The 19,100-nt window shown below is 74.5% G+C and carries 11 protein-coding genes; 7 read left to right on the top strand and 4 right to left on the bottom strand.

Features of this window, described 5'->3' with window-relative positions:
- Positions 1-9 precede the first annotated feature (9 nt).
- Positions 10-1,086 (bottom strand): serine hydrolase domain-containing protein, encoded by a 1,077-nt coding sequence (locus tag ACF068_RS03545; RefSeq protein WP_392272481.1) that lies wholly within the window; start codon positions 1,084-1,086, stop codon positions 10-12.
- 317 nt (positions 1,087-1,403) lie between these two features.
- Between ACF068_RS03545 and ACF068_RS03540 the strand changes: the two genes are divergently transcribed.
- From ACF068_RS03540 to ACF068_RS03515, 6 genes are all read left to right on the top strand, one after another.
- Positions 1,404-3,893, top strand: coding sequence for a protein kinase (locus tag ACF068_RS03540; protein WP_392272480.1), 2,490 nt, complete (start codon positions 1,404-1,406; stop codon positions 3,891-3,893).
- A gap of 155 nt (positions 3,894-4,048) precedes the next feature.
- Positions 4,049-6,649 carry a protein kinase gene (locus tag ACF068_RS03535; protein WP_392272479.1) on the top strand — a complete coding sequence of 867 codons (2,601 nt, stop codon included), beginning with the start codon at positions 4,049-4,051 and terminating at the stop codon, positions 6,647-6,649.
- A 163-nt stretch (positions 6,650-6,812) separates the two neighbouring features.
- Positions 6,813-8,624 carry a protein kinase gene (locus ACF068_RS03530; protein ID WP_392272478.1) on the top strand — a complete coding sequence of 604 codons (1,812 nt, stop codon included), beginning with the start codon at positions 6,813-6,815 and terminating at the stop codon, positions 8,622-8,624.
- 28 nt (positions 8,625-8,652) lie between these two features.
- Positions 8,653-10,650 (top strand): protein kinase, encoded by a 1,998-nt coding sequence (locus tag ACF068_RS03525; protein ID WP_392272477.1) that lies wholly within the window; start codon positions 8,653-8,655, stop codon positions 10,648-10,650.
- Between the two features lie 103 nt (positions 10,651-10,753).
- On the top strand, positions 10,754-12,379 hold the full coding sequence (locus ACF068_RS03520) for a succinic semialdehyde dehydrogenase (protein ID WP_392272476.1): 1,626 nt from the start codon (positions 10,754-10,756) through the stop codon (positions 12,377-12,379).
- Between the two features lie 232 nt (positions 12,380-12,611).
- A complete protein-coding gene (locus ACF068_RS03515; RefSeq protein ID WP_392272475.1) occupies positions 12,612-14,417 on the top strand; it encodes a GMC oxidoreductase in 1,806 nt (601 codons plus the stop codon).
- A 75-nt stretch (positions 14,418-14,492) separates the two neighbouring features.
- Here ACF068_RS03515 and ACF068_RS03510 read toward each other — a convergent pair whose 3' ends face one another.
- Positions 14,493-15,638, bottom strand: a complete 1,146-nt coding sequence (locus ACF068_RS03510; RefSeq protein ID WP_392272474.1) for a hypothetical protein — start codon at positions 15,636-15,638, stop codon at positions 14,493-14,495.
- A gap of 696 nt (positions 15,639-16,334) precedes the next feature.
- The gene (locus ACF068_RS03505; protein WP_392272473.1) at positions 16,335-16,646 is read right to left on the bottom strand and encodes a chorismate mutase; all 312 of its coding nucleotides are present in this window, start codon (positions 16,644-16,646) and stop codon (positions 16,335-16,337) included.
- 307 nt (positions 16,647-16,953) lie between these two features.
- Between ACF068_RS03505 and guaA the strand changes: the two genes are divergently transcribed.
- Complete coding sequence (guaA, locus tag ACF068_RS03500; RefSeq protein ID WP_392272472.1) at positions 16,954-18,537, top strand: glutamine-hydrolyzing GMP synthase; 1,584 nt, start codon at positions 16,954-16,956, stop codon at positions 18,535-18,537.
- A 47-nt stretch (positions 18,538-18,584) separates the two neighbouring features.
- Here the strand turns inward: guaA and ACF068_RS03495 are convergent, their stop codons facing one another.
- Positions 18,585-19,049 (bottom strand): cupin domain-containing protein, encoded by a 465-nt coding sequence (locus tag ACF068_RS03495; RefSeq protein WP_392272471.1) that lies wholly within the window; start codon positions 19,047-19,049, stop codon positions 18,585-18,587.
- Between the last annotated feature and the right edge of the window lie 51 nt (positions 19,050-19,100).

Genomic DNA, 19,100 nt, shown 5'->3' with positions numbered 1-19,100 from the left:
GGGCCGGGTTCAGCGCGCCCCGGCACGGGGCGGGGCGGCGCCGCAGAACTCGGCTTCGAGGAGCGCCGGTTCCAGGGTGGCGAGGGTGTCGACCGGCACGGCGTCCGTGTTGACGCGGAAGGTGACGGTCCGCCGGCCGTCGCCGGTCGTGGCGCTGCGGACGTAGCCGCCGGGGACACGGCCGTTGTGGCCCCACACCGTGGTGCCGCAGGACAGCGTGTGCGGATAGATGCCCAGGGCGTAGACGCCGTGCGTCGGGCGGGTGTCGAGGAGCGCGCGGAGCTGGGGCGGGGGGAGGAGGCGGCCGGTGAGGAGAGCCGCGTAGAAGCGGTTCAGGTCGTCGAGGGTGCTGATGAGTTCACCCGCCGCGTCGGCGGTGCGCGGGTCGAACACGGTGACGTCCCGTCCGGCGGCGTCGTAGGCCCCGCCGTGCGGGGCGGGCAGGGCGCTGCGGGAGCCGGGGAAGGACGTGCCCTTCAGACGCAGGGGGGTGATGATGCGCCGGTGGGCCTCGGCCGCGTAGGGGTGCCGGGTGACCCGCTCGATGACCAGGCCCAGCAGGACGTAGTTGGTGTTGGAGTACGCGTAACGGCCGAGGGGACCCGGCGGGTCGTCCATGACGCGGTGGACGGCCTCGCGCGCGGCGGTCCCCGCCGTGGGGGACCGGCCGTCACCGTGGGCGGTGTAGTCCGGCAGCCCGCTGGTATGGGTGAGCAGCGCCCGCAGCGTCACGTTGCGGGCGGCCCCGGCGGGTACCAGTCCGGGCAGGTGGCGGCCCACGGGGTCGTCGAGGTGCAGCCTGCCCTCGGCGGCGAGTTGGAGCACCACCGTCGCGATGAACGTCTTGGTGACGCTGCCCGCCCGGAACCGGTCGGCGCGGCCGATCCCCGGCCCGGCGGCCTGGAACCGTGACGCGGTGGGAGAGTCGGCCAGCATCGCCGCGGCCGGGGCATGGCCCTCGGAGACGAGTCGCGGTAGAACGGCGGAGGGAGGGGTGGGGGAGGGTTCCCCGGAGAGCTGGCCGGCGCCCAGCCCGAGCAGGGCGGTGACCAGCGGAGCGGCGAGCCGGGCGCGGGGCAGTGGCATCGTGGGGTCCCTCCTTCGGGGGCCATCCTGGCGGACTGAGGACCCGGGAGATTCACCGGTCCCGGAGTGAGAGACAATGGACGCTCTTCCAGGGCGGGTTACCGCATCGCGCGGAAGCGGCAGGCGCGGGCGAGGATCAGGGATCGCAGAGGGGACGCATGTCGGGAGCGGAGCAGTCGCGGAACGCGGCTCGGGAACCTCAGCGGGACACGGCGGAATCGGGTGCCGGAGCGGACGGGCCGGACACGAAGCCCGGCGCCGTACCGGCCGAGGACGCACCCGCCACGCCGGGTACCGAGCCGGTCAAGGACGCCACCATGAAGCTGAACGCGAGCCGGCCCGGAGCGGCGGCCGGCAGATCGGGCGGCCCCTCGGGCGGGAGCAAGGGCCACGACACGGGCGCGGACCGGGACACCGGCGCCGGTACGGGCGGTTCCGTACCCGGCCCCCGGTCGGACGGGGACGCGCGGGCGGCCACGCCCGGTGACGCCACCGGTAAGGACGCGGGCCCGGAGCGGGCCGCGGGCCGCAAGGGCGCGGCGAGCTCGGCTGACGGCGACGGCGATGGTGACGGGACGTCGGGCGAGGCGCCGGCGTCCACCGGCGCGGAGGCGGGCGGCCGTTCGGTGCCGCCGGCCCGCGTGGGCACGGCCGCCGACGCCCGGGCTGCCGACCCGGCCAAGGCGCCCAGGACCGCCCAGGGGGCGTCCAAGGCGCCCAAGGACTCCGGGAGCCCCGAGGACGCCACGGCGGGCCCGGCTGCGCCCAGGGACGGCAAGGCGGCGGCGCCCAAGGGCGCCACGGCGGGCCCGGCGGCGTCCGAGGACGGCAAGGCAGCGGCGCCCAAGGACGGCAAGGCGGCGGCACCGGCGGAGGCCGGGGCCAAGCCGGCCGCGGCCGCCGGCGGGCGCGGCACCGCGCGGGCCGGCGCCACGCCGGCCCCCCGCCCGGCCTCCGAGGGACGGCTCCTCGCCGGCCGCTACCGGCTCGGCGCCGTCCTGGGCCGCGGCGGCATGGGCACGGTCTGGAGGGCCGTCGACGAGACGCTCGGACGCACCGTCGCCGTCAAGGAACTGCGCTTCCCCAGCAGCATCGACGAGGACGAGAAGCGCCGCCTCATCACGCGCACCCTCCGCGAGGCCAAGGCCATCGCCCGGATCCGCAACAACGGCGCCGTGACCGTCTACGACGTCGTCGACGAGGACGACCGGCCCTGGATCGTCATGGAGCTGATCGAGGGCAAGTCGCTCGCCGACGCCATCCGCGAGGACGGCGTCCTCACGCCCCGGCGCGCGGCCGAGGTCGGGCTCGCCATCCTCGACGTGCTGCGCTCCGCGCACCGCGAGGGCATCCTGCACCGCGACGTGAAGCCGTCCAACGTCCTCATCGCGGACGACGGCCGGGTCGTCCTCACGGACTTCGGCATCGCCCAGGTCGAGGGCGACCCGTCCATCACGTCGACGGGCATGCTCGTCGGCGCGCCCTCGTACATCTCGCCCGAGCGGGCCCGCGGCCACAAGCCCGGCCCGGCGGCGGACATGTGGTCGCTGGGCGGCCTGCTCTACGCGTGCGTGGAGGGCTGCCCGCCGTACGACAAGGGCTCCGCCATCGCGACGCTGACCGCCGTGATGACCGAGCAGCTCGACCCGCCGAAGAACGCGGGCCCGCTGGAGGAGGTCATCTACGGCCTGCTCCACAAGGACCCGGCCAAGCGCCTCGACGACGCGGGCGCCCGGGTGCTGCTCAACGACGTGATCCACGCGCCCGAGGCGGTGGCGGTGACCGCCTCCGAGCCGTCGCCGGAGGTCACCCGTATCGTCCCGTTGCTCCCGCTGCCCGGTGAGGAGGCCACCGCCAAGCCCAAGGAGGCCGACGACCCGGCCGCCGAGCGGATGCGCGGCGCGCTGCGCTCGGTGCGCAACGCGGCGGCGTTCGCCAAGGCGGAGCCGGCGGCCGGGCCGCGGACCGCCGAGCGCTCCGCGCCGGTCGCGCCCGCGCGGGCGCCGCTCACCGACGTGGTGCCGCGCCGGACGCTGGTCCTCATCGCGGTGGTCGTGGTGCTCGCGGTGCTCGCCACCGTGCTCGTCCTCACCCTGGGCGGTGACGACGACAAGGGCGCCAAGGGCGGGGGCACGCCCGGCACCGACCGGACGGCGTCGGCCGGGTCCGCCGTCGCGCAGGGCGCCACGGGCGGCAACGCCGGCCGGCCGGACGGCGAGCAGGGCGAGGAGCAGGGCGGCGCGAAGCCCGGTGAGCAGACCGCCACCGGCGGCGCCGGCACCGGGGGCTCCGGGAGCGGCGCCGCCAAGCCCTCCGGCGGTCCCTCGGCGGGCACCGGCGGCACGTCGCTGCCGGCCGGGTACGTCATGGTCGACGACGGGCAGTTCCACTTCAGCATGGCCATGCCGTCGGACTTCCGGAAGACGTCCATAGCGGGACAGAACTCGGGCGGGATCTACAGCCGCGGCGGTGGGTTCCCGCGCGTCCAGGTGGACTTCACCAACAGCCCCAAGGACGACGCCGCGGCCGCCTGGGGTGCCGCCTGGCTCGGTCTGAAGGCCAGTGTCAGTGGCTACCGGCACCATGGGATCGACAAGGTGGACTACAAGGGCTACCCGACGGTTGCCGACTGGAAGTTCGAGCGCGAGCAGAACGGGAAGCGGGTACGGGTGCTCAACCGGGGCTTCAAGGTCGACGCCACGCACGGCTACGCGATCATGATCACCTGTGAGTCCGCGGAGTGGGACGGCGCGGAGTGCCGGACGCTGCGGGACACGGCGTTCGCGACGTTCAGCCCCAAGGACTGACCGGGGCCACGTATCGTGAGAGCTCGTGGACCGTACGCAGCCGGAATCGGCGGGTAACTGCACATCGGACGACCGGGTTTGACGGGTTGACGGGTTCAACGGGCTCGTACGGTCCGTGAAACCGGGGGACAGCGCGCTCGTGGGGAGGCGGCGTCGTGGACGAGTACGCGGGAAGGGTGCTGGCCGACCGCTATCGCCTGCCCCTGCCGCCCTCCGACGAGTACGAACTCGTGGAGACGCGCGCCTTCGACACCTACAGCGGGCAGGAAGTGCTGGTCCGGCAGCTTCCGCTGCCGGAAGTCGTGGACGCGGAGGTCATGGAGTCCGAGGGCCCGTACGGGCCGGCGACGCCGCCCGGTGTGCGTGTGCCCCCGCGCGGGGCGGCCGCCTCCGGCCGGGCGGTCCGGCGGTCCGGCGACCCCGCCGTCCGGCGCGCCATCGAGGCCGCGCAGGCGGCGGCCCAGATCCCGGACCATCCCCGGCTCGACCAGGTCTTCGACGTCTTCGCCGAGGCCGGGTCCCTGTGGATAGTGAGTGAACTGATCGCGGCCCGGCCCCTGGCGGCCCTGCTCGCGGAGAATCCGCTCAGCCCGTACCGGGCGGCCGAGATCGGCTCGGACGTGCTGACCGCGCTGCGCGCGCTGCACGCCCACGGGTGGGTGCACCGCAACATCACGTCGCGCACGGTGCTGGTGTGCGACGACGGGCGGGTCGTGCTGACGGGCCTCGCGGCGGGCGCCGCCGAGGAGGCCCTGTGCGGCTACGCCCCGGTCCCCGACCCGGACGCCGACGACGACTTCCCGCCCCCGCCGCCTTCTTCGGGGCCCGTCCCCGCACCGCTCCCGGCCCTCGCCCCCGGGTACGAGCCGGCCGCACCGACGCTGCCGGGCCCGTCCGCGCCCGCGCTCCCCGAGGCGCCCGGCGCCGGCACGCCCGGCCCCGAGGGGCGCGCCTCCCGGGCCGGCGCCATCGCCGCCTACCAGGCGGGTGTGCGTGCCGCGGCCCGGGCCGAGGAGGCCGGCGCAGCCCTCTCGCTCCCGCCCCCGCCGCTGGGCCCCGCGGCCCCGGCGGGCGGCACCCCGGAGGAGTACCAGCCCCGGTGGTGGTCCCGGGCCGCGGAGCTGGACGACGACGAGGACGACGACACCGGCGAGGGGGAGGACGGGGGCCGGGGCCCGCGCCGCGCCCTGCTGGCCGGTACCTGGAGCGACGGGCCGGGCACCGGGCCGGGCTCCGTCCCGGCGGGCGGGGGCGTCTCCCCGTACGGCACCCGGGACGCGCTGCGCGCCGACGCCCGGCGCCAGGCCCGCACCTCCGACCCGTCCCGCACCCCCGACCCGTCCCGCGCCCCCGATCCCTCTCGCACCCCGGGCGCGGACCACGCCTCCGGCCCGGACCCCGCCGGCGATCCCGCCGGACCGGGCCGCTGGGACGAGGTCGTGGCCGGCGGCGCGGCCACCGCTCCCCGCTACCGGGGCCCCGCCACGCCCCTGGCCGCCGAGCGCGCCCGCCAGGCCCGGATCGCCGTCGTCGGAGCCGTCACCGAGCGGTGGGCGCCCGAGCAGGCCGGGCCCGTCCACGACACCTGGCAGCTCGCGCCGCCCATCGGCCCCGCCACCGACCTGTGGGCGCTGGGCGCGCTGCTCTACCGCGCCGTCCAGGGCCACGCGCCCTACCCGGAGGAGAACGCCGCCGAGCTGGTCCAGATGGTCTGCGCCGAGCCCCCCGCGTTCGCCGAGGAGTGCGGCCCGCTGCGCCCGGTCGTGGAATCGCTGCTGCGCCAGGACCCCACCGAGCGCCCCGACTTCGAGGAGCTGCGCGGCTGGCTGCGCTCGCTCGTCCGGTCGGCGCCGGAGCCCGACGCGGGCACCGGGGTCGTCCCGATGCCGTCCGTCGACGCCACCCGGCTGCCCGTCGTGCGCCGCCGGGGCGAACTGGTCCGCAGACGCCGCCCCGGCGCGCCCGGCACCACCCACGGCCGCCACCGGCACAGCAGGAGGACCGGCCCCGCGAAGGGCGCCGCGAGCGCCGCCCGGCCCCGCGCCCCGCGCGCCCTCGGCCGTACGCTCCTGGTGGCCATCCTGCTGGTGCTCGCCGCCGCCGTGGCGTACGCCCTGGTGTTCATGCCCGAGGCGGAGCCCCGCACCGGGGGGCAGGCCCCGCAGCAGCCCCGGCCGTCCCAGGGGACCCGAGGGCCCCAGCAGCCGCAGGACCCGCAGCAGCCGGATCCGTCCCAGCAGCAGCCCGCGCCGAGCGGCCCGGCACCCTCCACCAACACCGTCACCCCCGACTCCCCGGACCCGGCCGCCGGTTATACGGTGCGTGACGATCCGGAGGGCTTCCGGGTGGGCGTCGACAGGACCTGGCGGCGCAGCCCCATCAACGACGTCGGGCAGGTCCGTTACACCGGCGGCGACTTCACCCTGATCGTCGTCCCGGGCCGGGACACGATCCTGACGGGCGGCAGCGACCCCCTGGAGTACCAGCGCACCAAGGAGCGCGAACTCCAGCCGTGGCGGGACAGCAGCTGGGCCACCGCGTCCGGTCTGCGACGGGTGGACGTGGGCCGACAGGTCATGGCGGAAGGGCAGTTCACCTGGTCGGACGCCAACGGCCAGGAGGTGTACGTGCGGAACCTGGCCCTGGTCATCGGCGACCGCTACCACGTCGTCCAGGTCATCGGTCCGGAGAGCCAGCGCGACAAGGTGTCCGAGATCTACCAACAGGCCGTCGGCGCCTACCGGTCGACCCGCTAGCCGGTGCCCGCCCGGCCGCCCACACACCGCAAATGCGTCCGAAACCCCGGTTGCGGATCACAGAGCGGTCTCCTTGGCAACCCCGAGGTTTCGGCCACGGCACAACCCTCCGTAACCTGGAGACCGAAGGAACGGGCGGGGGACAGTGGAACATTCACCAGGCATGGGCGCGGGACTCGTGCTCGCCGGACGCTACCGGCTGAGCGAGGCCATCGGCCGCGGGGGCATGGGCAAGGTCTGGCGCGCCCACGACGAACTGCTGCACCGCACCGTCGCCGTCAAGGAACTCACGGCCGGGAAGTACGTGTCCGAGGCGGACCGGGCCGTCCTGCACGCCCGGACGCAGAAGGAGGCGCGCGCCGCCGCCCGCATCACCCACCCCAGCGTGGTCACCGTCCACGACGTGCTGGAGCACGACGACCGTCCGTGGATCGTGATGCAGTACGTCGACGGGCCCTCGCTCGCGGACGCCGCCAAGGCGGCCGAAAATCGCCGTATCGACGCCCGGGAGGCCGCCCGTGTGGGACTGCACGTCCTGGGCGCCCTGCGGGCCGCGCACGCCGCCGGAGTGCTGCACCGGGACGTCAAGCCCGGCAACGTCCTGCTCGCCCGCGACGGGCGGGTGCTGCTCACCGACTTCGGGATCGCCGCCATCGAGGGCGACTCCACCATCACCCGCACCGGGGAACTCGTCGGCTCCATCGAGTACCTGGCACCCGAGCGGGTACGGGGCGGCGACCCGGGCCCCGCCTCCGACCTCTGGTCCCTGGGCGCCACGCTCTACACCGCCGTCGAGGGCACCCCGCCCTTCCACCGCACGTCCCCCCTGAGCGTCATGCAGGCCGTGGTGACCGAGGAACCGCCGCCCGCCGAGCACGCCGGCGCCCTCGCGCCCGTCATCGTCGCCCTGCTGCGCAAGGACCCGGCCGACCGCCCGGACGCCGCCGAGGCCGAACGCATGCTGCTGGAGGCGATGGAGGGCCGTACCCCGGCCGCCGCGCAGGCGTACGTCCCCACACGGTCCATGAGCCGCGAGGACCTGCCGGCCGCCGCGCGACTCGCCGAGCCCGGGGGACGGGGCACCGCCGGGCGCGACGCGCCGGACGGGGCCACGGAGGACGGCCCGGCCGAGGACGGGGCCGCCGGGGACCGCGGGGCCGCGGGGGGTCACGCGGACGCCACCCCGCACGCCGCCGGGGGCACCGGTGCCACCCGCACCGCCACCACCGGCCCGGGGACGACAAGGCCCCTGCCGCGCCCGGGCGGTGAGGACGCCGCCGCCGGCTCCGGGACCCGCCCGGGCACCCCGTCCGCCCCCGGCCGCCCGGGCACCGCGGGCACGCCCCGTGACCGGTCCGCCGGTGACGCGTCCGGGCGCCCCCGGCGCTGGCGGACGGTGGCCCTCATGACCGTCCTCGCCGCCGTCGTGGGCGGCGCCGCGGGTTTCGCCGTGATGCGGTACGGGAACGACGACACGGCCCGCGCCGCCACGGCCGACCGGGACGGACGGGCACCGTCGGTCCCCGACGGCTGGAACCGGGTCGAGGACCCATCGGGTTTCAGCCTTCTCGTCCCGGAGGGCTGGAAGCGCCGGGCGGAGGGCGGTCAGATCGATTACACGCCCGACAACGGCCGCCACCTCATCCGTATCAGCGCCGACGCCTCACCGGACTTCGAGAATCCTTGCCTGCACATGCTCGACATCGAGAAAGGGCTGAAGAAGCGGCTTCCCCGGTATGAGCGGAAGAAGCTGCACACGAACACGTTCCGTGATCAACTGGAATCCTGTCTGTGGGAGTTCAGCTGGGTCGAGAAGAACGCCAACGCGGGCGAGCGGCACGCGATCGACCAGGTGTACTACACGGACGACGGAACCGAGTACGCGTTGTTCATGTCCGCTCCCGCGGCCGACTGGCCGGTGACCCGGGAGCAGTTCGACATCGTGCTGCGCGGCTGGCGTCCCGCCGAGGAGTGACCCTCGGCGCGAGCAGAGGGGATGTGCCGTGTCCGGATCGGGGCAACAGCGGCGGATCGTCGGACGCTACCGGCTGGAGGCCCGGCTCGGTCGGGGAGGCATGGGCACGGTCTGGCGGGCGTACGACGAGTTGCTCGGCCGCCGTGTCGCCGTCAAGGAGCTCCACGTCGACGTGGGGACCGCCGTCCACCCCACGCTCCGCGAGGCGCGTGCCATCGCGCGCGTGCACCATCCGCACATCGTCTGCGTCCACGACGTGGTCGAGGAGGACGGCGTCCCGTACATCGTGATGGAGCTGGTCGAGGGCGGCTCGCTCGCCGAGCGGATCGCCCGGAACGGCCCGCTCGACGCGCGGGAGGCGGCCCGCGTCGGCCTGGCGCTGCTGAGCGCCCTGCGGGCCGCGCACGCGCTGGGCGTGCTGCACCGGGACCTGAAGCCCGCCAACGTCCTGCTGGAGGAGGGGACCGGACGGGTCGTCCTCACCGACTTCGGCATCGCCCAGCTCGCCGGCTCGACGACGATCACGGAGGCGGGGATGTTCGTCGGCTCGCCCGAGTACACCGCACCCGAGCGGATGCAGGGCGCGCAGGCGGGGCCGGAGACGGACCTGTGGTCCCTGGGGGCGCTGTTGTGCGCCACGCTCACCGGCCAGTCGCCGTTCCACCGCGACTCGCTGGGCGGGGTGCTGCACGCGGTGGTCGAGGAGGACTTCCGGCCGCCCGCCGCGGCGGGACCGCTGCTGCCCGTCGTACGGGGCCTGTTGCAGCGGGACCCGGCCCGGCGGATGGGCGCGGGCGAGGCCGAACGGGTGTTGCGGGCGTACGCGGAGTCGGGGCGGCCGCCGCGCGGGTACGAGGGGCGGGGGTACGAGGGACGTGCCGGCGAGGCGCGCGGGTACGAGGCGCGCGGACAGGGGCGGCGCGGGTACGGGGTGGCCGACGACGCCCCGGTGTCCCACGGCGGCCGGGCGGCCGGCGCCGCCGACCCGTACGCCGACGCCGTCCCGCCCCACGCGGACGCCCCGCGCCCCGGACCCTCCGACGCCGTACCCGATCCCGCCGGCCCCGACGGCCGCGCGGACGCCCGCCCCCGCGCCCGTGACCGCGTCCGCCCCGGTAACCGCGTCCGCCCCGACCGCCGTGACCGCGACGGCGACCGCGGCGACCGGGCCCGCAGCGGCGACCGCACCGACCGCCGCCACCGCACCGACCGCACCGGCGACCGCGGCCCCGACCACCCCCGCGCCCCGGGCCGCGCCGCCCCGCCCCACGGGACGGACGCCGTCCCCCCGCGCGCGGGCCACCCGTCCCGGCACCGGCTCCGTACGCCCCTGGTGGCCGCCGCGCTGCTGGTGGCCCTCGCCGGGGCGGGCGCCGCGGGCGTCCTGCTGCTGAAGGGCCACGGCGACGGCGGGGGCGGCGGGGGCGGCCGGCGCACCGCCACCGCGTCCCCCTCGCCGGACACGCCCACCGCCCCCAACACCCCGGGCGCGGCCGCCGGCACCGGCGCCGGTCCGGGCGTCACCGGCGGCCCGTCGTCCCGTCCGCCCGCCGCCACGGCGGGCACCCCGTCGCCCCGCGTCCCGGCCGGCTACCGCTCCAGCTCCGATCCGCGCGGGTTCTCGCTGACCGTCCCCCAGGGGTACGCGCGCTCCACCGACGGCAGACGGGTCTACTACACGGCGCCCGACCGGGCGTTGCGCATCGGCGTCCGCGTCCAGGACCCGGCCGCCGGCGGCCCGCTCGGCCACATGCGCCGCGCCCACGCGAACGGCCCGCGCGACCAGCCCGGTTACCGCCAGGCGAAGGTCACCCCGACGACGCACAACGGGCTTCCGGCCGCGCTCAGGGAGTTCACCTGGGACGGCTTCTCGCACACGGAGGGCCCCCGGCGGACCTACGACATCTGCTGGGACGAGGGCGGCCGGATGTACGACGTGTGGGTCTCGGCGCCGGTGCCGCGGCTGGACGAGCTGAAGCGTCACTTCGACACCGTTCTCGATTCCTTCCGGGTACGGCACCCCTGATCAGGGCTTATTTGCCAGTGAACGCTGGCACGGTGTGAGCGCCCGGTGAAAAGCTGTTACCGGCGGGTACCGCACGGGCCGCATCCGGCATACCCTCGCCCCCATGACGGACACCACGGACCCGCAGGCCCCCGCCACGCCGCTCGGTACGAACCCGACAGCCCCCGCCCCGGCCGGCGCCCGCACCGCCGCCGACGTGGTGACGCCCGAGGTGGTCGCCCAGCTCACCCGTGGCGTCGTCGGCTCCGGCCGGACCGCCAACCACACGCCGTTCACCGGGGAGCGGCTGGCCGAGCTGCCCGAGTCCACCCCCGAGGACGTCGCCGAGGCGTTCGCCCGCGCCCGCGCCGCGCAGCCCGTCTGGGCCGCCACCCCCGTACGCGAGCGGGCCGCCGTCCTCCTCCGCTTCCACGACCTGGTCCTGGAGCGGCAGGCCGAGGTCCTCGACCTCATCCAGCTCGAGACCGGCAAGGCCCGGCTGCACGCGCACGAGGAGGTCCAGGCCGTCGCCGTCGCCGCCCGCCACTACGGCCGCCGCGCGGCCGCGTACCTCAAGCCCCGGCGCCACACCGGCGTCGTGCCGGCCCTCACCAAGGTCACCGAACTGCGCCGGCCGCGCGGGGTCGTCGGCCAGATCGCCCCGTGGAACTACCCCCTCGAACTGTCCGTCGGTGACGCGCTGCCCGCCTTCGTCGCCGGCAACGCGGTGGTGATGAAGCCCGACACGGAGACCGCGCTCACCGCCCTGTGGGCCCGCGACCTGCTCGTCGAGGCGGGCCTGCCGGCCGAGGTCTTCCAGGTCGTCATCGGCGAGGGCCCGGTCGTCGGCCCCGAGGTGGTCAGGCACGCCGACTACGTGTCCTTCACCGGTTCCACCCGCACCGGCCGCGAGGTCGCCCAGGGGGCGGCCGCCCGCCTGGTCGGCGTCTCCCTCGAACTGGGCGGCAAGAACGCCATGCTGGTGCTGCACGACGCGGACGTGGAGAAGGCCGCCGCCGGCGCGGTGCGCGCCTGCTTCTCGTCGGCCGGCCAGCTCTGCATCTCCATCGAGCGGCTGTACGTCCACGAGTCGATCGCCGACGACTTCGTCGAGCGCTTCGCCGCCCGCACGAAGGCCATGCGGCTGGGCCGTTCGCTCGCGTACGGGGCCGACATGGGCTGCCTGGTGGGCGAGCGGCAGCTCGAGACCGTCACGCGGCACGTCGAGGAGGCCGTCGCCAAGGGCGCCACGCTCGTCGCGGGCGGGGTGGCCCGCCCCGACATAGGCCCGCTGTTCTACGAGCCGACCATCCTGGAGGGCGTCCAGGAGCCGATGGCCGTGTGCGCCGAGGAGACCTTCGGCCCGGTCGTGTCCGTCTACCGCTTCACCGACGAGGACGAGGCCGTCGAGCGCGCCAACGCCACGGCGTACGGGCTCAACGCCAGCGTCTGGACCAAGGACGGACGCCGCGGACACGCCGTCGCCGCCCGCCTGCGCACCGGGACGGTCAACATCAACGAGGGGTACGCGCCGGCGTACGGCAGCGTCCAGTCGCCGATGGGCGGGATGAAGGACTCGGGCCTCGGCCGCCGGCACGGCTCCGAGGGCATCCTCAAATACACCGAGGCCCAGACGGTGGCCCAGCAGCGGGTGATCCCGCTCGCGCCCGCCTTCGGCATGGACGACGAGCAGTACGCGGCGTTCATGAGCCGCAGCCTGCGGCTGATGAAGGCGTTCCGCCTGCGCTAGGGGGTGTCCTGTCGATCAGGCCGGATCAGCGCTCGGCGGCCGGTGCCGTGCATCGCAAGGCGGAGGAGGGAGGCATGGCGGAGCCATGGCGACCGACGACAACGCAGCGAGGCGCGGTGCCGGGCGTCGTGAGCCCGGCGTGATCGGCCAGACACCCCCTACAGGGCGTCCGGCCCCGAGACGCTCTTTCCCCGAGACGCCCCCTTCCCCCCTTCCGGTACGAGGAGAGCCCATGTCCCAGGTCACCCCTGCCCAGAACCAGGACGCGCCCGGCGGTCACGACTACGACGTCATCGTGATCGGCTCGGGTTTCGGCGGGTCGGTGTCGGCCCTCCGGCTGACCGAGAAGGGCTACCGGGTCGGCGTGCTGGAGGCGGGCCGCCGGTTCACCCCGCAGACGCTCCCCAAGAGCTCCTGGGACGTGAAGAACTACCTGTGGGCCCCCGCCCTCGGCCTGTTCGGGCTCCAGCGCATCCATCTGCTCGGCAACGTCATGGTGCTGGCCGGCGCCGGGGTGGGCGGCGGCTCCCTCAACTACGCCAACACCCTCTACGTACCGCCGGAGCCGTTCTTCCGCGACAAGCAGTGGGCGTCCATCACCGACTGGCAGGAGGAGCTGGCCCCGTACTACGACCAGGCCAAGCGCATGCTGGGGGTACGGCTCAACCCGACGATGACCCCCTCCGACGTCCACCTCAAGGCGGCGGCCCAGGCGATGGGCGTCGGCGACACCTTCCACCTCGCGCCCGTCGGGGTCTTCTTCGGCGACGGCCGGGACGCCGACGGGAAGGCGAGGGCGAAGCCGGGCCAGCGGGTCGAGGACCCGTACTTCGGTGGCGCCGGCCCGGCCCGGCACGCCTGCACCGAGTGCGGCGAGTGCATGACCGGCTGCCGGCACGGCGCGAAGAACAACCTCACGCAGAACTACCTGCACCTCGCCGAGAAGGCCGGGGCCGTCATCCACCCGATGACCACCGTCACCGCCGTCACCGAGGCACCCTCCGGGGACGGCTACCTCGTCACCACCGTCCCCACGCACCGCCGCCGCAAGGCCGCCCGGAAGACCCTCCGCTGCCGGTACGTGGTCGTCGCCGCCGGCACCTACGGCACCCAGACGCTGCTGCACCGGATGAAGGACGAGGGGAAGCTCCCGCGCCTCTCCGCCCGCCTGGGCGAGCTGACCCGCACCAACTCCGAGGCCCTGGTCGGCTCCCAGACCACCGACCGCCGCTACCGCAAGCGGCACGGCCACGAGCGGGCGGACTTCACCCGGGGCGTCGCCATCACCTCGTCCGTCCACCCGGACGCCAACACCCACATCGAGCCGGTCCGCTACGGCAAGGGTTCCAACGCGATGGGGTCCCTCTCCATCCTCCAGGTCCCGTACTCCGAGCACCGCGTACGGGCCTGGCTCGGCAACGTGGCCCGCCACCCCCTGCTGGCCATGCGCTCGCTGTCCAACCGCCGCTGGTCGGAGCGGACCATCATCGGCCTGGTGATGCAGTCCCTGGACAACTCCCTGACCACCTACCGCAAGCGCGACGGCCTGGGCAAGGGCCTGCTCACCGCCCGCCAGGGCCATGGCGCCCCGAACCCCAAGCAGATCGCCGAGGGCACCCGCGCCGCGAGCCTGCTGGCGGAGGAGATCAACGGCTTCGCCGGCTCCAACGTCGGCGAACTGATGGGCACCCCGCTCACCGCCCACTTCCTGGGCGGCTGCGTGATCGGCGCCAGTGCGGAGGACGGCGTCATCGACCCGTACCACCGCCTCTACGGCCACCCGGGCATCTCGGTCGTCGACGGCGCGGCCGTCTCCGCCAACCTCGGCGTGAACCCGTCCCTGACGATCACCGCCCAGGCGGAGCGGGCCATGTCCTTCTGGCCCAACAAGGGTGAGGACGACCCCCGTCCGGCGCAGGACGCGGCCTACGAGCGCCTCGCCCCCGTCGCGCCCACGTCCCCCACCGTCCCGGCGGACGCCTTCGGCGCCCTGAGGCTCCCGTTCCTCGGCATGCCGGCGGTCCCGCCGAAGCCCTGACGGGCCCGACGGACGACAGAGAGGCGCTGCACCCCCCTCCGAGTGCAGCGCCTCTCCAGCTCCGTGGTGCGCGTGTTACGCGGCGGCGCCACCGTTGCGGCGACGCAGGGCGAAGACGACACCGGCACCGGCGACGACCGTGATGCCACCGGCGATCCCGATGGTCGGCAGCATCGACGACGAACCGGTCTCGGCGAGCTCACCCTCGACCTTGATCGGGGTCGAGCCGCCCTGCGGCTTCAGGTCGGCCGGCTTCTCGTCGGACGGCTTGGCCTCGCCGCCGTCACCGCCGGTGCCACCGGCCGCGACGACCTGGAACTCGTAGGACGCGTAGTCCTCGTAGCACTCGTCGTCCTTGTCGTAGCCCGTGGCGGCGAAGCCGAGGGCGGCGCCGGCCGGGGCGGCCTTGTCGATCGAGATGCGCAGCTGGATCGTGCGGTTCTCGTCCTTCTTCAGGTTGACGACGTCGAAGAAGAAGCCGATGTTCTGGCCCGAGAGGTTCGCGCCGTTCTTCCACTGGCCGTCGGGCAGCTTGTACTCGATCTTGGCGTACTTCTCGACCAGGCGGTCGGTGTACGCCTCCTCGTCGACGTCCTTCGCGTACGAGGCCCAGGCGCCGACGACGACCTCGTCCAGGGCGGCCTTGCTGTTGTTCTTGACGTTGAGCTGGAAGTTCTTCCAGCCGCTGCCCGCGACGATCTTGCCGGGGAGGTGGGAGAGGGAGACGTCGACGGCGGCCTGCTTGCAGACCTCCTCCTCGATGATCTCCTCTTCCTCGTCGACGACCTCGTCCTCGCCGGCCTCTTCCTCGTCCTTGCCGGTCTCGGTGCCGGTGCCGGGCTCGGTGCCGGGCTTCTCGGCGCCGTCGGTGCCGCCGGTGCCGCCGGTGACCGTGTCGTCGGCGGGCTTCGTGCCGTCGTCCGTCTTCGGCTCGTCCTCGGTCTTGGCGCCGTCCTCGGTGGCGGCGGCGTCGTCGGCCGGCGTGCCGTCGTCGGTCTTCGTGGCGTCCTCGGTGGTGGCGGCGCCGCCGCCGGCCGTGGTGCCGTCGTCCGTGGTGGTCGTGCCGCCGGTGGTGGTGCTCTCCGTCTCGCCCGAGGCGCCGGAGGTGGAGGTCGTGCCGGTGGTGCCGTCCGTCGCGTACGCGGCCGGAGCCGCCAGGAAGGCGGCAGGGGCTATGACGGCGGTCGCGGCGGCGACCGCCATGGCGCGGCGAAGCTTCATGAAGACCTCAGGGAAGTCCAGGCGTACCGCTCGATGCGGCACGGTGTCGTGGGGGCCGACCCGGTGTGGGGGTGTCACGGATGTGGCCGTTGTTTCGCATGCATGACCTGCGACGGGTGGGAATGGTTGCACACCACCTGATGGAATCTTTATGTGGGCTGCATCACAGGTTCCGCTTGTGTGCATCGCTTCCGGGGCCCACCCGTGAGCCGCCGCCGGGCACCGTCCGGTGCGCCGGGCACAGAACAAGGGCCCCCGCGGAAGCGTCTTCCGCGGGGGCCCTCGGCCGTCGGCACCGGCGTCAGGGCAGCGCCGGTGCCGGGGAGGCGGCGCCGGGGGGTGACGCCGCTCGGTGGCAGTGGTCGTGCGAGTGGGAACGAGGTGAGAGTGGGAGCGGGGGCGGTGACGGTGCGTCGTGCCGGACGGGGAGGGCCGGCGCAACCGGTCGGACCGGATGCGGTCGGCTCCGGGCGTCCCCGGAGCCGACCGCCTTTTCGGGTGACCGGGCTGCTGTCCCCTGCCGTCCGGTCACGCACGCTGGAGCGAGGTCCCACGACGTACCCAGGAGGTACGCCACACGCCCCAGCGGAGCCACGCGTGGTTTCTACGGCCCGCCCCTGGCTGACACGGACAACCCCTCCAACGAAACCCGGTGCGGCGCGGTCACGCGCCGTACGGGTGAGACGCCGGCCGAACTCAGATCCGGCCCCGGCACAGCTCCAGCATCGTCATCGCCAGCGACGTGCCCGGCCGGCCCAGCGCGTCCCGGTAGTGCGCCAGCACCTCCATCTCGCGCGCCAGGTTCACCCGGCGGCCCCCGGAGGAGATCCGCGCCTCCTGGATGACGGCCGAGACGGCCATCCGTTCCTGGATGAGGCCGATGATCCGGTCGTCGAGCGCGTCGATGCGCTCCCGCGCGCCCGTGATCACGCCCGCGGCCTCGTCGGTGCGGGCGCCGGTCTTCTCGATGGTGGTCCGTGTGGTGTGCGTGGTCTGCGTGGCGGTCATGGCGGGGCTCCTCTGCGGGGAGGGCCGCGGGCCGGCGACAGGGTCCGGGAGAACGACAGGCGCCCCGGACCTTGTCGGCCCGGGGCGCCTGGGGAAGTCGCTTGTCAGTGGCTCAAGCAGCACGACCATGGCAGCCGGACGGGCCCGGTGCCATAGGTAAAGACGAAGGTCGAGAGCTTGCGCATGCCGCCAGTATGGACCATCGACCGAGCCGGAGGGCCCCGGGTTCGGATGGTGAGACGAAGGCTCCCCCGGCCGCGCCGGTAGAATCGACATACAGACTCCTCCCCGCCGGAAGGCCGCCGTAGTGTCATCAGCGAATCCCGCTGCCGCGCCCGACGCCGTACTGGTCGTCGACTTCGGCGCGCAGTACGCCCAGCTCATCGCCCGCCGCGTCCGTGAGGCCCGGGTCTACAGCGAGATCGTCCCGTCCACCATGCCGGTGGCCGAGATGCTGGCCAAGAACCCCAAGGCGATCATCCTCTCCGGCGGCCCGTCCTCCGTCTACGAGGAGGGCGCCCCCCAGCTCGACCGCGCGATCTTCGAGGCCGGTGTCCCGGTCTTCGGCATGTGCTACGGCTTCCAGCTCATGGCGACGACCCTCGGCGGCACGGTCGACAACACCGGCGCGCGCGAGTACGGCCGTACGCCGCTGCACGTCTCCAGGGCCTCCTCCACCCTCTTCGAGGGCACCCCGGTCGAGCAGCCGGTGTGGATGTCGCACGGCGACGCCTGCTCCGCCGCTCCCGAGGGGTTCACGGTCACCGCGTCCACGGACGTCGTGCCGGTCGCGGCCTTCGAGAACGACGAGAAGAAGCTGTACGGCGTGCAGTACCACCCCGAGGTGATGCACTCCACGCACGGCCAGCAGATCCTGGAGCACTTCCTCTACCGCGGCGCCGGCCTGCGTCCCGACTGGACCACCGGCAACGTCATCGAGGAGCAGATCGAGGCGATCCGCGCCCAGGTCGGCGAGAAGCGCGCCATCTGCGGCCTGTCCGGCGGCGTGGACTCGGCCGTCGCGGCCGCCCTCGTGCAGAAGGCCATCGGCTCCCAGCTCACCTGCGTGTACGTCGACCACGGTCTGATGCGCAAGGGCGAGACCGAGCAGGTCGAGAAGGACTTCGTGGCCGCCACCGGCGTCCAGCTCAAGGTCGTCGACGCGCAGGAGCGCTTCCTGAAGGCGCTCGCCGGGGTCTCCGACCCCGAGGAGAAGCGGAAGATCATCGGGCGCGAGTTCATCCGGGTCTTCGAGCAGGCCCAGGCCGAGATCGTCGCCGAGGCGCCGGACGACCACCCGGTCGAGTTCCTCGTCCAGGGCACGCTCTACCCGGACGTGGTCGAGTCGGGCGGCGGCACCGGCACCGCCAACATCAAGTCGCACCACAACGTGGGCGGGCTCCCCGAGGACCTCGAGTTCCAGCTCATCGAGCCGCTGCGCAAGCTGTTCAAGGACGAGGTCCGGATGGTCGGCGCGGAGCTCGGCCTGCCGGAGGAGATCGTCCAGCGCCAGCCCTTCCCGGGCCCCGGCCTCGGTATCCGGATCGTCGGCGAGGTCACCAAGGAGCGCCTGGACCTGCTGCGCGAGGCCGACGCCATCGCCCGCGAGGAGCTCACGGCCGCCGGCCTCGACCGTGACATCTGGCAGTGCCCCGTCGTGCTGCTCGCCGACGTCCGGTCGGTGGGCGTGCAGGGCGACGGCCGTACGTACGGTCACCCGATCGTGCTGCGGCCGGTGTCGTCCGAGGACGCCATGACCGCGGACTGGACGCGGATGCCGTACGACGTGCTGGCGAAGATCTCGACGCGGATCACCAACGAGGTGAAGGACGTCAACCGGGTCGTGCTCGACGTGACGTCGAAGCCCCCGGGCACCATCGAGTGGGAGTGATCCCCCGGCGGGAATGATCCCGCCCCGCGCCCGACCGGAGCCGCCGCCTACGTCCCGTGGGCGGCGGCTCCCAGCGTGAAGTCGTCGTAGTGGAAGCCCGGCGCGACCACGCAGGTGACCAGGACCGGCTCGTCGCCCGCCGGTTCGGCCGCCTGCCAGGTGCCGGCCGGGACCAGGAGCTGCGGCTGTTCGCCGGTCTCGACGGACGGCCCCAGGACCAGCTCCCACGGCTCGGACGGGGCGTCGCCCTCGCCGCCCAGCGAGAGGCGCAGCGGGCCGCCGCGGTGCCAGAGCCACAGCTCGTCGGAGCGCACCCGGTGCCAGCGCGACCGCTCGCCGGGGTGCAGCAGGAAGTAGATGCCGGTCGCGTACGTGCGGGGGCCGGTGTAGCCGTCGGGCGTGGTCCTGCCGGTGGTCTTCCAGGTCTCCCGGAACCAGCCGCCCTCGATGTGGGGCTCCAGTTCCAGCAGGTCCACCAGGGGCGAGGGCGCGGTGCGGTCGTCGTCCGTCATGCGGTGCATTGTGCTCCGGCGGACCGCGCCGGTGTGATCTCCCCGGCCGGT

This window comes from Streptomyces sp. NPDC016309 (assembly GCF_043077235.1).
Taxonomy (GTDB): domain Bacteria; phylum Actinomycetota; class Actinomycetes; order Streptomycetales; family Streptomycetaceae; genus Streptomyces.
Note: the sequence above shows the minus strand (reverse complement) of the source record. Positions and strands in the feature narration are given on the sequence as shown.

Excerpts from the sequence above, each read along its gene's own strand:
- ACF068_RS03545 (WP_392272481.1), bottom strand. The coding sequence starts at position 1,086 with ATGCCACTGCCCCGCGCCCGGCTCGCCGCTCCGCTGGTCACCGCCCTG.
- ACF068_RS03540 (WP_392272480.1), top strand. The coding sequence starts at position 1,404 with ATGAAGCTGAACGCGAGCCGGCCCGGAGCGGCGGCCGGCAGATCGGGC.
- ACF068_RS03530 (WP_392272478.1), top strand. The coding sequence starts at position 6,813 with ATGGGCGCGGGACTCGTGCTCGCCGGACGCTACCGGCTGAGCGAGGCC.
- ACF068_RS03520 (WP_392272476.1), top strand. The coding sequence starts at position 10,754 with ATGACGGACACCACGGACCCGCAGGCCCCCGCCACGCCGCTCGGTACG.
- ACF068_RS03515 (WP_392272475.1), top strand. The coding sequence starts at position 12,612 with ATGTCCCAGGTCACCCCTGCCCAGAACCAGGACGCGCCCGGCGGTCAC.
- ACF068_RS03510 (WP_392272474.1), bottom strand. The coding sequence starts at position 15,638 with ATGAAGCTTCGCCGCGCCATGGCGGTCGCCGCCGCGACCGCCGTCATA.
- ACF068_RS03505 (WP_392272473.1), bottom strand. The coding sequence starts at position 16,646 with ATGACCGCCACGCAGACCACGCACACCACACGGACCACCATCGAGAAG.
- ACF068_RS03495 (WP_392272471.1), bottom strand. The coding sequence starts at position 19,049 with ATGACGGACGACGACCGCACCGCGCCCTCGCCCCTGGTGGACCTGCTG.